This window comes from Sphingomonas sp. VDB2 (genome assembly GCF_047946695.1).
Taxonomy (GTDB): domain Bacteria; phylum Pseudomonadota; class Alphaproteobacteria; order Sphingomonadales; family Sphingomonadaceae; genus Sphingobium; species Sphingobium bisphenolicum.
This window is the reverse complement of sequence record NZ_CP159615.1, coordinates 977208-990410: the sequence shown is the minus strand read 5'-3', so window position 1 is coordinate 990410 and position 13203 is coordinate 977208. Positions and strand designations below refer to the sequence as shown.

Annotated in this window: 12 protein-coding genes; 8 read left to right on the top strand and 4 right to left on the bottom strand. The window is 62.9% G+C overall.

Annotation, left to right across the window (positions count from 1 at the left end; genetic code table 11):
* Positions 1-39: 39 nt before the first annotated feature.
* Both ABT375_RS04960 and ABT375_RS04955 read left to right on the top strand, forming a co-directional pair.
* Entirely contained in the window at positions 40-1137 is a 1098-nt protein-coding gene (locus ABT375_RS04960; RefSeq protein ID WP_224545931.1) for an LLM class flavin-dependent oxidoreductase, read from the top strand.
* A gap of 8 nt (positions 1138-1145) precedes the next feature.
* Complete coding sequence (locus ABT375_RS04955; protein ID WP_224545933.1) at positions 1146-2057, top strand: alpha/beta hydrolase; 912 nt, start codon at positions 1146-1148, stop codon at positions 2055-2057.
* Between the two features lie 36 nt (positions 2058-2093).
* Here ABT375_RS04955 and ABT375_RS04950 read toward each other — a convergent pair whose 3' ends face one another.
* From ABT375_RS04950 to ABT375_RS04940, 3 genes are all read right to left on the bottom strand, one after another.
* Entirely contained in the window at positions 2094-2807 is a 714-nt protein-coding gene (locus ABT375_RS04950; RefSeq protein ID WP_224545934.1) for a TetR/AcrR family transcriptional regulator, read from the bottom strand.
* 135 nt (positions 2808-2942) lie between these two features.
* Complete coding sequence (locus ABT375_RS04945) at positions 2943-4181, bottom strand: MFS transporter (RefSeq protein WP_416464300.1); 1239 nt, start codon at positions 4179-4181, stop codon at positions 2943-2945.
* A complete protein-coding gene (locus tag ABT375_RS04940) occupies positions 4178-4927 on the bottom strand; it encodes a glucose 1-dehydrogenase (RefSeq protein WP_224545936.1) in 750 nt (249 codons plus the stop codon). The genes ABT375_RS04945 and ABT375_RS04940 overlap by 4 nt, the downstream gene beginning before the upstream one ends.
* 175 nt (positions 4928-5102) lie before the next feature.
* On the opposite strand from ABT375_RS04940, the gene ABT375_RS04935 reads away from it, so the two are divergent.
* Together ABT375_RS04935 and ABT375_RS04930 are read left to right on the top strand one after the other, a co-directional pair.
* The gene (locus tag ABT375_RS04935; protein ID WP_261934447.1) at positions 5103-6335 is read left to right on the top strand and encodes a cytochrome P450; all 1233 of its coding nucleotides are present in this window, start codon (positions 5103-5105) and stop codon (positions 6333-6335) included.
* A 39-nt stretch (positions 6336-6374) separates the two neighbouring features.
* Positions 6375-7181, top strand: a complete 807-nt coding sequence (locus ABT375_RS04930; RefSeq protein ID WP_224545938.1) for an enoyl-CoA hydratase/isomerase family protein — start codon at positions 6375-6377, stop codon at positions 7179-7181.
* A gap of 19 nt (positions 7182-7200) precedes the next feature.
* Here ABT375_RS04930 and ABT375_RS04925 read toward each other — a convergent pair whose 3' ends face one another.
* A complete protein-coding gene (locus tag ABT375_RS04925; protein ID WP_224545939.1) occupies positions 7201-7911 on the bottom strand; it encodes a TetR/AcrR family transcriptional regulator in 711 nt (236 codons plus the stop codon).
* Positions 7912-8314: 403 nt separating this feature from the next.
* On the opposite strand from ABT375_RS04925, the gene ABT375_RS04920 reads away from it, so the two are divergent.
* The 4 genes from ABT375_RS04920 to ABT375_RS04905 all read left to right on the top strand — a co-directional run bounded on the left by ABT375_RS04920 (position 8315) and on the right by ABT375_RS04905 (position 13159).
* A complete protein-coding gene (locus ABT375_RS04920; RefSeq protein ID WP_224545940.1) occupies positions 8315-8692 on the top strand; it encodes a nuclear transport factor 2 family protein in 378 nt (125 codons plus the stop codon).
* 45 nt (positions 8693-8737) lie between these two features.
* Positions 8738-9826: an LLM class flavin-dependent oxidoreductase gene (locus tag ABT375_RS04915; RefSeq protein WP_261934449.1), complete on the top strand. Its 1089-nt coding sequence runs from the start codon at positions 8738-8740 to the stop codon at positions 9824-9826.
* Between the two features lie 3 nt (positions 9827-9829).
* The gene (locus ABT375_RS04910; RefSeq protein ID WP_224545942.1) at positions 9830-10576 is read left to right on the top strand and encodes a glucose 1-dehydrogenase; all 747 of its coding nucleotides are present in this window, start codon (positions 9830-9832) and stop codon (positions 10574-10576) included.
* A 78-nt stretch (positions 10577-10654) separates the two neighbouring features.
* The gene (locus tag ABT375_RS04905) at positions 10655-13159 is read left to right on the top strand and encodes a TonB-dependent receptor (RefSeq protein ID WP_416464299.1); all 2505 of its coding nucleotides are present in this window, start codon (positions 10655-10657) and stop codon (positions 13157-13159) included.
* The last annotated feature ends 44 nt before the right edge of the window (positions 13160-13203 follow it).

Sequence of the window (13203 nt, the reverse complement as noted above, 5' to 3'; positions counted from 1 at the left end):
CGGCTCAGGCAGCGGCCCTGCGAAAGCAAGGAGAGATTCATGGACATCATCTATACGCCTGTTTGGCAGAATCCCGGCAACATCCGCAGCCCGCTTCAATTCGTTCAGGACGAATTGTCGTTGATGGAACAGGTGGAGGGGCTGGGTTTCGATATCTGCTGCTCCCCCGAACATCATTTCGATATCGACTATTCCGCCTGTCCCGACAATTTCCTGCCACTCAGCTATCTCGCGGCCAGGACCACGACGCTTAAACTGTGCCTCGGCGCGGTGATCCTGCCCTGGAACGACCCCTTGCGGGTGGTCGAGAAACTCGCGTTCCTCGATCATCTGAGTGGCGGCCGCTGCATCGCCGGATTCGGCCGTGGCCTCGCCAAGATGGAATATAGCCACATGGGCATTCCCATGGACGAGTCGCGCGAGCGGTTCGACGAGGCGCTCGAAATGGTGCTGAGCGCACTGCGCAGCGGGGTGATCGAGGGTACGGGCAAATATTATCCGCAGACCCCGACCCCAGTGCATCCCGCCCCGCGCGCGTCGATGGCTGACAGTTTCTGCGCCGTCGGCATGTCGCCCGAATCCTCGCGCACGGCTGGTGAGATCGGCGGCCGCCTGCTGACTTTCGTCACCAAGCCGCTGGACGGCATGTTGCCGCTGCTGAACGAATATCGCGACGCCTTCCGTGCCCATCATCCCGATCGCCAGCCGCATATCATCATGGATGATTTCTACCTGATCCGCGAGGATGCCGACGAAGCGCGCGAACTGGCCTACACCTATGCCGGCAACTATTATCAGACCGTGGTCCGCCATTATGAGATGACCGGCGACCATTTCGCCAAATCATCCGCCTATCAATCCTATGCCGAAGGGGCCGCCGCGTTGCGCGACATGGGTGTGGAGGCAGCGGCCAGGGCCTATGTCGACGCACAGGTGGGCGTAGGCACGCCGGCGCAGGTGCTGGCTCGCGTCGAGGAGCGTCTCCGCGTCCTGGGGCCGGAAATCAGCCTGGCCGGCTGCTTCTTCTATGGCGGCATGAGCCGTGACGAGGCGATGGTGTCGTTGCAACTGTTCGGCGATAAGGTCATTCCTGACGCAAGGGCGATGGCGCGGGATTACGCGACGGCCGCGGCCTGACCCGCGCCATGGTCGGGCTGTCCAAGAGCGCTGCGCACCAGCGCGCGATCGACCTGTTTCGGGCGGCGACGCCGGAACCGACCGCGCCGATCGATGCGTGGCGCGACGGGTTCGAGGCGCTTTGCGCGAACTTTCCTGTTTCGGACGACGCCCGGATCGAGGTTATCGACCTGAACGGGGTCGCCGCGCTGCAGGTGACGGCGGGCAGCGTCGGCGACGCCGGTGGCCGCGCCGTGCTGCATTTCCACAGCGGCGGCTATGTGATGGGCAGCGCCAGGGCGTATCGCAATTTCGCGGAACGGCTATCGCGCGTTTGCAAGGCGTCGGTGATCGTGCCCGATTATCGATTGGCGCCCGACCATGTCTATCCGGCTGCGGTGGACGATGCGATGACGACCTATCGGGCGATGCTCGACCGTCATGGCGAGGATCGCTTGATCGTGAGCGGCGATTCTGCCGGCGGGGGGCTGGCGATCGCGGTCCTGATGGCGGCGCGGGACGCAGGCCTGCCGCTGCCGCTGGCGGGTGTCGCCATATCGCCGTTGCTCGACCTGGCGGGGGAAGGGGAGTCCGCCGTCACGCTGGATGGCGTCGATCCCCTGATCGACCGCGTGATGATCGTGGAAATGGGCAAAGTCTATATCGAGGATCGCGATCCGCGCGCTCATGCCCTGGCTTCTCCGGTCTGGGGCCAGCATCATGGTTTGCCGCCGCTTTTCCTGACCGCCAGCGATGCTGAGGTGCTACGCGACGACGCGGTGCGACTGGCCGCCGGCGTACGGAAAGCGGGCGGCGACGTGGAACTGGTTCTGGCTGAAGGCATGGTGCATATCTGGACGCTCTTCCCTTTCCTGGAGGAAGCGGATCGATCGCTGGACCAGATCGGCCTCTTCGCGCGTGAACATTTCGCTACGGATTGACGCCGGTCCGCCAAATGTCCCTGTCGTCGAGCCGCTTCATTGCGTCGTGCGCGCCTCTATCTCCAGCATGGCGATCAGCCGTTCGGCCATTTCGGTGCCGGCCTTGGTCAGGTTCCTGGGCTTGCGATAGAGGAGCCAGGTGATGATGATCTGGTTGATGCCGCCGGTCAGCAGCGCGACGGTTTCATAAGGGTTGCGATCGCGCGCGATCCACCCTTCCGCAATCGCGTCATTGACCAGGAACAGCAGGACGCGCGTGAAATCGTTGATGCTGTGGTGCAGGTCGGTGTCCGTCACGAATACGCTGGGCCAGATTTCCAGATAGAAGAGGCGTGCCCATTCGGCATGTTCGCGTGCGTAATCGGCGGACATGACGAGGTAGAGAAGCAACCGTTCGCGGGTCGTCTTGGACGCGGCCGCCCCATGGTAGCTTTCGAAAAATTCGGCGAGGTGAGACAATGGCAGGTCATAGGCCAGATCCTCCTTGCTCTTATAATATTCATAGAGAGTGGAGGCGGAAATGCCGGCTTCCGCCGCGATGTCGGCGATGCGGGATCGCGAGATGCCGTCGCGCGCGAAGACGCGCAACGCGCCGGTCAATATCTGTTGTTCCGTCCGCTTGCTGCGGTCCTGCTTGCGCTCGGTGGCGCGTTTGGGCCGATGGGATATTTCCCGCAGCAGCCTGTCCCAGCCCTTGTCGGATTCCGGCGCCATCGACGGCTGGGCCGTAATCACGTCTTTTGCTGGCACTATGATCTCCATGATGATGCCGTGCGGGGGCAGGGAAGCAGAATAGGCGGCAACCCCTTAAGTTCCATGCAACATATCAGCGTCCATGGGAATATTGGTGAAGAAATTTCGGCTTATATGCTCGGTGGACCGGGGTCAGGCCGATTGCTCGTCGGCGGAATCGGCAGGATAGCGGCCGAGCGCGAGCAGTCCGGCCGCGCCGCCCGCCAGCAGAAGCGCGGACAGGATGAAGGCGACGTCGTAGCTGCGCAGATGGTCGTACAGCGCGCCATAGGCCCATGGCGCCGTGCCGGCCGCCGCGGCGACGAACATATAAAGCCTGCCGTAGATGCGTGCGAAATCGGCAAGGCCAAAATAGCGCGCAACCAGAAAACCCAGCATGTCGAATTCCATGCCCGTCGCCGCGCCCAGCAGCGCGGCCGCGACCGCATAGGCGGTGAAGCCCGCATGGCTGATCAACAGCAGGCAGGCGCCCGCTGCGGGCAGCAGGATGATGGTGGCGATCAGCGGCGCCCAGACATGGTCGATCATCAGGCCGACGAGGATTCGGCCCGCGATGATCGCGCCGCCCAATATGCCCATGATCGTCACAGCCTGCGCAAGCGGCAGCCCCCGGTCGCCAAGCGCGGGGACGAGATTGGGAATGATGCCGCCGACCGCCAGATAGATGGCGGCCGTGCTCGCTCCTATCAGCCAAAAGCGGCGGTCGCGCAGCACGGCAGCGAGCGGCAGGCCGGACCGGCCCGAGGACGAGGTGGCGGTTTCGTCCGCCGCATATTTGCCCGTTCGTGGCAACATCAAGGCACAGAGCGGCAGGATGACCAGCAGCGCGAAGCCCGCCAGCAACAGATAGGCGGTCCGCCATCCGCCCCATGCCATGCCCAGCATCACCAGGCGTGGCATCAACACCGCCGACAGGCCGCTGCCTGACAGCGCGATGCCGAGCGCCAGTCCACGGCTCGCCGAGAAGCGCTCCGCGATCAGGCAACTCCATGTCACCGCGCTGGTCCCGGCGCCGATCAGCGCGATCAGCGCATAGGCGAGGTAGAGCTGCCAGAGCGAGCCGTGGATCGCCGCCGCCAATGCAAGCGCGCACCCCATGCCGATGAGGCCGGACAGGATGGCTCGCTTGAGGCCGATCCGTCGCACCAGCCAGCCCGCAAACGGTCCACCGGCCAGCCCCAGGCCGGTGCTGCACAATATCGCGCCCTGGATCGCGCCCCGGCTCCAGCCGAAATCGGCCTGCAGCGGCGCGACGAACAGGCCGATCGTATAGACCGGCAGCGTCGTCGGCACGCAGGTGATGCCGATGACGGTCAGCAGCACCAGATGCCAGTTGCGCCGCCATTCGGCCAGGGACGCGCGGCCCGTCAAAGGGCGGTCAGCCCGCCATCGATGATATATTCGGTGCCGGTGATGAAGCCGGCTTCGTCGGACGCGAGGAAGACGACCAGGTTCGACACGTCCTCCACTTCGCCCACACGCCGGATCGGCACCGATCCGCTGGCGATCCTGATCTGATCGTCGTCCAGCGCCTGCGTCATCATCGGCGTGCGGATATAGCCGGGGTGGACGGAGTTCACGCGGATCGCATGTTCGCCATATTCGATCGCTGCCTGTTTGGTGATGCCGCGGACCGCGAATTTACTGGCGGCGTAGGCGACGTTGGGCGTGCCGTAGATGGCGACGATGCCGGAAATGGACGAGATATTGACGATGGCGCCGCCGCCGGCGCGTATCATCGACGGGACGGCATGTTTGATGCCCAGGAAGACGGAGGTCTGGTTGATCGCGCATACCTTCAGGAAATCGGCTTCGGACAGGTCGGCCGCCTTGGCCACGGGCCCGATGATGCCGGCATTGTTGACGAGAGCGCTGACCGGGCCGAAATGTCGCTCGGCCGTTTCGACGACCATCCGCCAGTCCGCTTCGTTCGTCACATCCTGCTTCACGAAAAGGGCATTGTCGCCCAACTCTTCGGACAGCGCAGCGCCGGCGGCTTCGTTGATGTCGGTGAACAATGTTTTGGCGCCTTCGGCCACGAAGCGGCGGGCATGTGCAGCGCCCATGCCCTGTGCCGCGCCGGTGATGATCGCCACCTTGCCCTTCAATCGCATCATTGCTCTCCAAATAACCGACTATTTATCGTAAAATTATGCTGATATTTCCATGATGCCGGATTCTTTCGAAAAATTACAGGTAAAAACCGACGAAAAATCTTTTATATGCCGGGCGTCGCGGATAAGGTGCCGAGCAATGCAGGGCGCCACAGCGCCCGCCCATGGGGAGAGTGATATGGCTTCGGACATGACCGCGCCGGCGACGATGCTGGCGCAACAGCCCGACAATGTACCCGACGATCGCGTCTTTGACTTCGACATATATCGCGATGTTCCGGAAGGCAGCGATTTTCACGCCAGCTGGCATGAATTGATGGCGCAAGTCCCCCATCCGCTGATGTGGACCCCGCATAATGGGGGGCATTGGGTCGCGTTGCGGGCGGATATTTCTGATGTCGTGATGTCGGATTCAGAGCGTTTCTCCAACCGGACGGTGCTGGTGCCCAAGGATACGGCGGGGGAGGCCTATCGCCTCATTCCGCTGTCGCTCGATCCGCCCGAACATCGGCCCTTTCGCAACCTGCTCAACGAAAATCTGGGGCCAAAGCCGCTCAAGCCGATCGAGGACAGCATCGTCGACCTGACGGTCAGCCTGATCGAGGGCTTCCGGGCGAAGGGGCAATGCCATTTCGTGGAGGAATTTGCCGAGCAACTGCCCGTCCGTATCTTCATGCAGATCGTGGACCTGCCGGTGGATGACCTGCCCAAGCTCAAGCATCTGGCCGACCAGTTCACCCGGCCTGACGGGTCGCTGACCTATCCGGAAGTCTCCCAACTGTTCCGCGACTATCTGACCCCGGTCATTGCGGCGCGGCGTGGCGCGGACGGACAGGACATGATCAGCCGCATGGTGAACGGCCAGGTCGGCGGCCGGCCGCTGACGGATCTGGAGGCGCAGAATATCTGTATCCAGGTACTGGTGGGCGGCCTCGATACCGTCGTCAACATGCTCGGCTTCACCTTCTCCTATCTCGCCCGCGATCATGATCTGCGTCGGGCGATCGCCGCCGATCCGTCGCGGATAGACGATGCGCTGCTCGAATTCTTCCGCCGCTTCCCGGTCGTGTCTTCCTCGCGCGAAGTGAAACAGGACGGGACGTTCGAAGGCGTGGAGCTGAGGGCCGGCGAGATGGTGATGGCGCCGACCGTCGTCGTCGCGCTGGACGATGCGATGAACGACGATCCGCTCGCATTCCGCCTCGGCCGCACGGCGCGCAAACATTCCACCTTCGGCAAGGGATCGCACACCTGTCCCGGTGCGCATCTGGCGCGGATCGAGATGAAGACGGTGTTGCGCGAATGGTTCGCCCGCATTCCCGAATTTCGACTGGCGAAGGACGAGCTGCTGCGATTTTCCAACGGCATCGTGGGCAGTGTGAAGCCGTTCACCCTGGAGTGGGATGTCTGATCCTGCCTACCGGCCCTTGGCTACAGGAAATCCGCTACGATGACCGCATCTGTCCTGCGCCGGGAGACGTTCGGCGCCTTCACCCTGGCCGTCATGGACGATGGCGTCGCGCTCATCCTGTTCGATCGACCGCCCGTCAATGCCGTGTCGATCGACGTCTATGAAGCCATCGGCGCCTTCACGGATCATGTCGCGGCAAGCGAAGATATCAGGGCGATCGTGCTGGCGGCGCCGCCGGGTGCGCGCGCCTGGTGCGGCGGCGCGGACCTGCATGATTTCGATGGAATCGACGTCGCGGGGCGCAAGGCGCGCTACGACTTCATCAACGCCCAACTGCCGCGCTTCTATCGGCTCGACCGGCCGGTGATCGCCGCCATATCGGGCGCGGCGATCGGCATCGGCATGATCCTGGCGGCGCTGTGCGACATGCGTATCGCCGCCGAGGATGCCGCCTTCGCCTGCCCGGAGATCGATTATGGACTGGTCGCGGGCGGGGCGGGGCTGTTCGCCCATGTGAACATGCCCGAAGCCAAGATCCGCGAGATGCTCTTCAGCGGCGCGCGCTTCACCGCGCGCGAACTCGAACCGACGGGCTTTTTCAACTATGTCCTGCCCGCCGCCGAAGTTCTGCCCCGCGCCATGGCGCTCGCGCGCGCCATTGCGGGGAAAAGCCTGCCTGCGATCCGCGCGCGCAAGGTCGCGTCCGCCCGGCTGGAGGGTATGAGCTGGACAGAAGCTTATCTGGACGCGCAAAGCTTCACTGCGCAACTGACGGCAGGCAGCGACGGGGCGGAGGGCGTGCGCGCCTTTCTGGACCATCGCGCGCCGCGCTATGAGGATCGCTAAATCATCGGTTCGCACCGCCTTACCGGCGGACTTCATTCTCCAGCATCGCGATCAGCCGTTCGGCCATCTCGCTGCCCGCCCGTGTCAGATTCTTGGGCTTGCGATAGAGCAGCCAGGTGATGATGAGCTGGTTGACGCCGCCGATCAGCAGCGCGACCGTTTCATAGGGATTGCGGTCCGGCGCAACCCAGCCTTCGGCGACGCCCTCCTTCACCAGGAACAGGATGACGCGGGTGAAGTCGTCGATGCTGTGGCGCAGTTCGGTGTCGCTGACGAAGACGCTAGGCCAAATTTCCAGATAGAGCAGCCGTGCCCATTCGGCATGTTCGCGCGCATAATCCGCCGACATCACCAGATAGAGCAGCAGCCTTTCGCGCGCCGAAGTGCGGCTGGCCGCGTTCGCATGATAGCTTTCGAAAAATTCGGCGAGGTGGGACAATGGCACATCATAAGCCAGATCCTCCTTGCTCTTATAATATTCATAGAGGGTGGAGGTGGAAATGCCGGCCTCCGCAGCGATGTCTGCAATCCGCGAGCGGGAAATGCCATCGCGCGCGAACACCCGCAGCGCCGCGTTCAATATCTGCTGCTCGGTGCGCTTGGCGCGGTCCTGCTTGCGCTCCGTCGCCCGTTTTGGGCGGTGAGCGATTTCCTCCAGCAGGCTGTCCCACGCGCTCGCGGTGTTCGATGCGATCTGCTCCGACTCTCCCACGACCTCTTTTGTCGCCACGAAGGCCTCCAAATCCATGCGGCGCCCGGACTGCGGATGCCGCCCATTACACGCTTCTGTCACACTCTACTGCCTTGGCTTGGCATCCTCTGCAACCCCAAAGCCTGACAGGTGCGGGAAAATAAGCACGAAGAATAACGGCGTCTTGCGGCGGAAATGGCGGAAAGCGGTCGCTTGGGAACGTATGCTTCTCCGGCAGCTCAAAATTTCCGATAAAACGTCGATTTTATAATTGACCTTATGCGGGTCGAGATGTAGCTAGATCGGCATAAGAGAACAGATTGCTGGGCCGGACGGCGCAGAATGAAGGAGAGGAAGATGGGACGTTATCCCACTATTTCCCTATGCCTTTCCAGAATTACAGGCCGGTTGCCACATGTTTCCATGTGCCGGGAGAATGGAAATGGTTGACGTAGCCGCCGCGGCGGAAGCTTTGATCCGGGCCTATAACGCCAAGGATTTCGATGCGATGGAGCGCATGATCGCGCCAGACCTCGATTTCGCGCATTTCAATCGTGCCTTCGTGATGACCAGTCGCGATGCGCTGCTGGGGGTGCTGCGCGACTTTGCCGGTAGTTATGTGCCGGATCGTCATTTCGAGGCGCCCGAACGGGTGACGGTCGCGGGAGACATCGTCGTGCGCGAGGCCTGGTATGTCGGAACGGCGAGGGTGGACCTGCCGGGCTTCGGTGCGGCGGGGGAGGCGTTCCGTCTGAAATTTTGCAGCGTGATGCGATTTGATCCGGCCGGCATATTGGTCGAATGGAAGGACCATGGATGAGGTTCTGCCCCAGCCATGGAAAAATATTCGTAGAAGAGGTGAGTGATGCAGGTTGGGATGTTCCAGACGCCGTTCGTGCGCCCAGAGCGTACGCCGCGGCAGGTGTTCGAATGGGCGCTGCGTCAGGCGGTGCACGCGGACAAGATCGGCTTCAGCGAATATTGGGTCGGTGAGCATGGCACGCTCAATTGGGAAGGCATTCCCAGCCCCGAACTGGTGATCGCGGCCGCTGCATTGCAGACCAGCCAGATCAAGTTCGGGCCGCTGGCCCATCTTCTGCCCTATCATCATCCGGCCACGCTCGCGATCCAGACCGCCTGGCTCAGTCAGATATTGGAAGGGCGTTATATGCTGGGCGTCGCTACCGGCGCCTACCCGACCGATGCCGCCGTGCGCGGGATCAAGGACATGTCGGGCAATCACGCCATGATGCTCGAAGCGATCGATATCATGGAGCGGGTCTGGAAGGGCGAGCCTTTCGAGTTTGAGGGGCAGTTCTGGAACGCGGGTTTCCCGCAAGCCAATCCCAACAAGCCCCTGCGCGACGTGCGCCCATGGGGCGGGACGATGCAGATGGCGATGACGGGCCTCAGTGCGCCGTCGCCTTCGATCGGCTTTGCCGGCACGCATGGCTTCCTGCCTGCGTCGGTCTATGCCGGCAATCCATTCCTGCGCAGCCATTTCGAAACCTACCGCGACACGATGACGGCAGCCGGGCGCGAGTCCGACCGGTCGGCCCACCGCGTCGTGCGCGACGTGATCGTCGCCGACACTGACGAGGAAGCGCGCAAGCTCGCTACCGAGGGCGGCATAGGCCTTGCCTGGAAGGAATATATCAAGCCGACCTATGAGCGCTTCGGCGTTCTCAAGGGCCTGCTCCATGACCCGTCGGTCGATCCTGCGGACGTGGATGCGGACTATCTGGCCGAACATGTCTGGATCGTCGGATCGGTCGAGACCGTGCGACAGAAGATGGAGGCCTGGTTCGGCGAACTGGGCGGGCCGTTCGGCACGCTGCTGGTCTACAGCCACGACTATATCGACAATCCCGAACCCTGGGAACGGTCGATGGAACTGCTCGTCAAGGAGGTCGCGCCGAAACTGTCGGACGCCAAGCAGACGGTAGCGGCCTGAACCATGGGCAGGCTCGCCGGCAAGGTCGCCATCATCACGGGCGCGGCGCAGGGCATGGGCGAAGCCCATGCGCGGCTGTTCGTGCGGGAGGGCGCCAAGGTCGTCCTGACCGACGTGAATGAGGCGGGCGGCAAGGCGCTGGCGACCGAGCTGGGCGATGCGGCGCTTTTTCTGCGCCACGACGTCGCCAAGGCGCAGGACTGGACCGACGTCGTCGCCGCGGCGGAAAGTCGCTTCGGCCCGGTAACGGTCCTCGTCAACAATGCGGGCGTGATCGGCCCGGTGAAGGGCCTGCTGGATTTCGAGGAGGCCGAGTTTCTGCAGGTCTGCGCGATCAACCAGCTGGGCGTGTTCCTGGGCATGAAGGCGGTCGTTCCCGGCATGATCGGGGCAGGCGGCGGATCGATCGTCAACATCTCCTCGATTGCCGGGATGCTGGGCACGAAAGAATCCTCCAACGCCGCCTACTGCGCCAGCAAATTTGCCGTGCGCGGCATGAGCAAGCTGATCGCGACACAATTCGGCCATGCCGGCATCCGGGTCAATTCGGTGCATCCCGGTTACATATTGACGCCCATGATGATCGCCGCGACCGACGAGCAGGGCGGCGGCGCGGCGGCGGCCATCCCTCTGGGCCGCCTCGCCCAGCCTTCGGAAGTATCCAATGTCGTCCTCTTCCTGGCGTCGGACGAAGCCAGTTTCGTGTCGGGGGCCGAACATGTGGTCGACGGCGCAATGATCGCCGGCTGACGGCGCAACAAGCAGAAGGCCCGGCAAGCGGCCTGAACAACGAATCTCGCACAAGCGTAGACGGGAGGTGAGGATATCATGAACAGGACGATATTTGCGACGCGGGTTTCCGTGTTGGCACTAATGGCGAGCGCCGCTCCGGCTTTGGCCCAGACGGCACCGGCCGCACCCCAGACACCGGCCCCGGCCGCCAACAGCGCCGACATCATCGTCACCGCCAACAAGCGCGAGCAGTCGGTGAACAGCGTTGGCCTCACCATCACCGCCGCGTCGTCGGAGGAACTGTCCAATCGCGGTATTTCCGGGCCGGCCGACCTGGCGAAGCTCGTGCCGGGCTTCACATTTACCCAGTCGATCTACTCGACGCCGGTCTTCACCCTGCGCGGCATCGGCCTTTACGACGCGACCTTCGGCGCGGCGCCTTCGGTGTCGGTCTATACCGACCAGATTCCGCGCAACGTGCCGGTGATGTCGGATGGCCTCGACCTCGATATCGAGCGGGTCGAAGTGCTCAAGGGGCCGCAGGGCACGCTGTTCGGGCAAAGCTCCACGGGCGGCGCCATCAACTATATCGTCGGCAAGCCAACCGCCGATTTCGCGGCGGGTTTCGACGCATCCTATGAGCGTTTCAACCGCGCGGAACTGTCCGGCTTCGTCAGCGGTCCGCTGGCCGACGGTATCCGCGCCCGTCTGGCGGTGAAGGGCGTATCGGGCGGTGCCTGGCAGCGCAGCCTGTCGCGGCCGAACGACGAAAATGGCGACCAGCGCAAGTTCATGGGGCGCTTCACCCTGGACATCCAGCCGACCGAGAGGCTGAAGATCGAGCTGATGGCGACCGGCTCGCGTGACCGGTCCGACCCACTGGCCCCGCAATATGCCGGCACCACGCTCAATCTTTACCCGGACCAGGCCGCCGCCGCCGCATCGGGCAATCCCTATGCGCAGGTCGATGCCCAGCGCTATGCGGACCTGACCACGCCGACGTCGGCCGGCTATGACGCATCCTTTCTGGGACGCCAGTCCGTGGTCGTCGGTCGTCTCAGCAGCGCCAACCCCGCCACGGCAGCCGGTGCGAACGCCCTTCTGGGCACGCCGGTCAGCAGCCGGGCGCGAGACGCCGAATGGACGCAAGGCTTTCTGGGACGGTCGCACAACAGCTATTATCAGCTTGCGGGTCGCGCCGATCTCGACCTGAGCGACACGCTCAAGCTGACCTACATCGCCGCGCTGGCGAAGCAGAAGCTCGACTATAATCAGGACCTCGACGGCACGGCCGCCCAGGTCGTCGATGTCCCGCTGTTCGGCGACGTGCGATCGTTCAACCAGGAACTCCGCCTTTCGCTCGATACCGACAGCTTCAACGGCATCGTTGGCGCGAGCTACGACAATCTCCGGACATCCCAGAACAATTTCTTCTATCTGGGAGACTATTCCGCGAACGCAGACCTGATCTCGGTCACGCTCAACGAATTCGACTCCCGGATGCGCAGCTACGGCCTGTTCGCGAATGGCGAGTATAAGGTCACCCCGCAACTGACCGTGCAGGGCGGCATCCGCTACACGAAGAACAAGCAGGAGGCGAGCTACTGCTACAGCGATCCGACGGGCGCCGGCGCGGCCGTCCTGTTCGGCGCGGCTCTCAACAGCGTGCCGATCACCATCGCGGCGGGTCAGTGCTTCCCCACGACGGGCGACCTTCTGCTCGGCACCGCGAAATCGACATTGACCCCGGTCAACCAGTCGCTCACCGAGGACAATATTTCCTTCCGTGTAGGCGCGAATTATAAGTTCGACGGTGGCGCACTGATCTATGCGACCGTCAGCCAGGGCTATAAAGCGGGCATATTCTCGGCGATCGGTGCCTCGCGTGCGAACCAGTATAGTCCGGCGACGCAGGAAAAGGTGATTGCCTATGAAGGCGGCTTCAAGGCGCCGTTCGCCAATGGCGCGCTGCAATTCAACGGTGCCGCCTTCTATTATGACTATTCCAACAAGCAGGTACGCGGCCGCGTTCAGGACACCATTTTCGGCCTGCTGGAGAAGATGCTGAACGTACCCAAATCCTATGTGTTCGGGCTTGAAGGCGAACTGGTCGCACGTCCGGCTCAGGGCCTGCGGTTCAGCGCCGGTGCCACTTACCTCAAGAGCAAGGTCAAGTCTGACTATTCGGCGACGGCCGACGGCTTCGCCGTCTATAATGCGGCGGGCTATACCGGCAATTTCAAGGGATCGGAGCTACCCTACACGCCCAAGTTCAGTGCCAATGTCGACGCGCAATATAGCGTGCCGGTGTCGGACAGTCTGGAGGCTTTCCTGGGCGGTGGACTCACTTACCAAAGCAAGCAGAACACGACTTTCCACAATGCCGGGCTGCCTGCCGACGATTTCACGATCAAAGGCTATGCCCTGCTCGACGTGCGGGCAGGGGTGAGCAGCAGCGATGGCAGGTGGCGCGCCAGCCTCTATGGCCGCAACATCACGAACAAATCCTATGTGACCGCCGTGTCGACCTATCTCGACACGCTCATCCGCTATCGGGGCAAGCCGACCGTCTATGGTCTTTCGCTCTCCTACAAATATTGAACTCTCCCGCTGGGCGCGGCGGCCGATCCGGCCGCTGCGCTCTT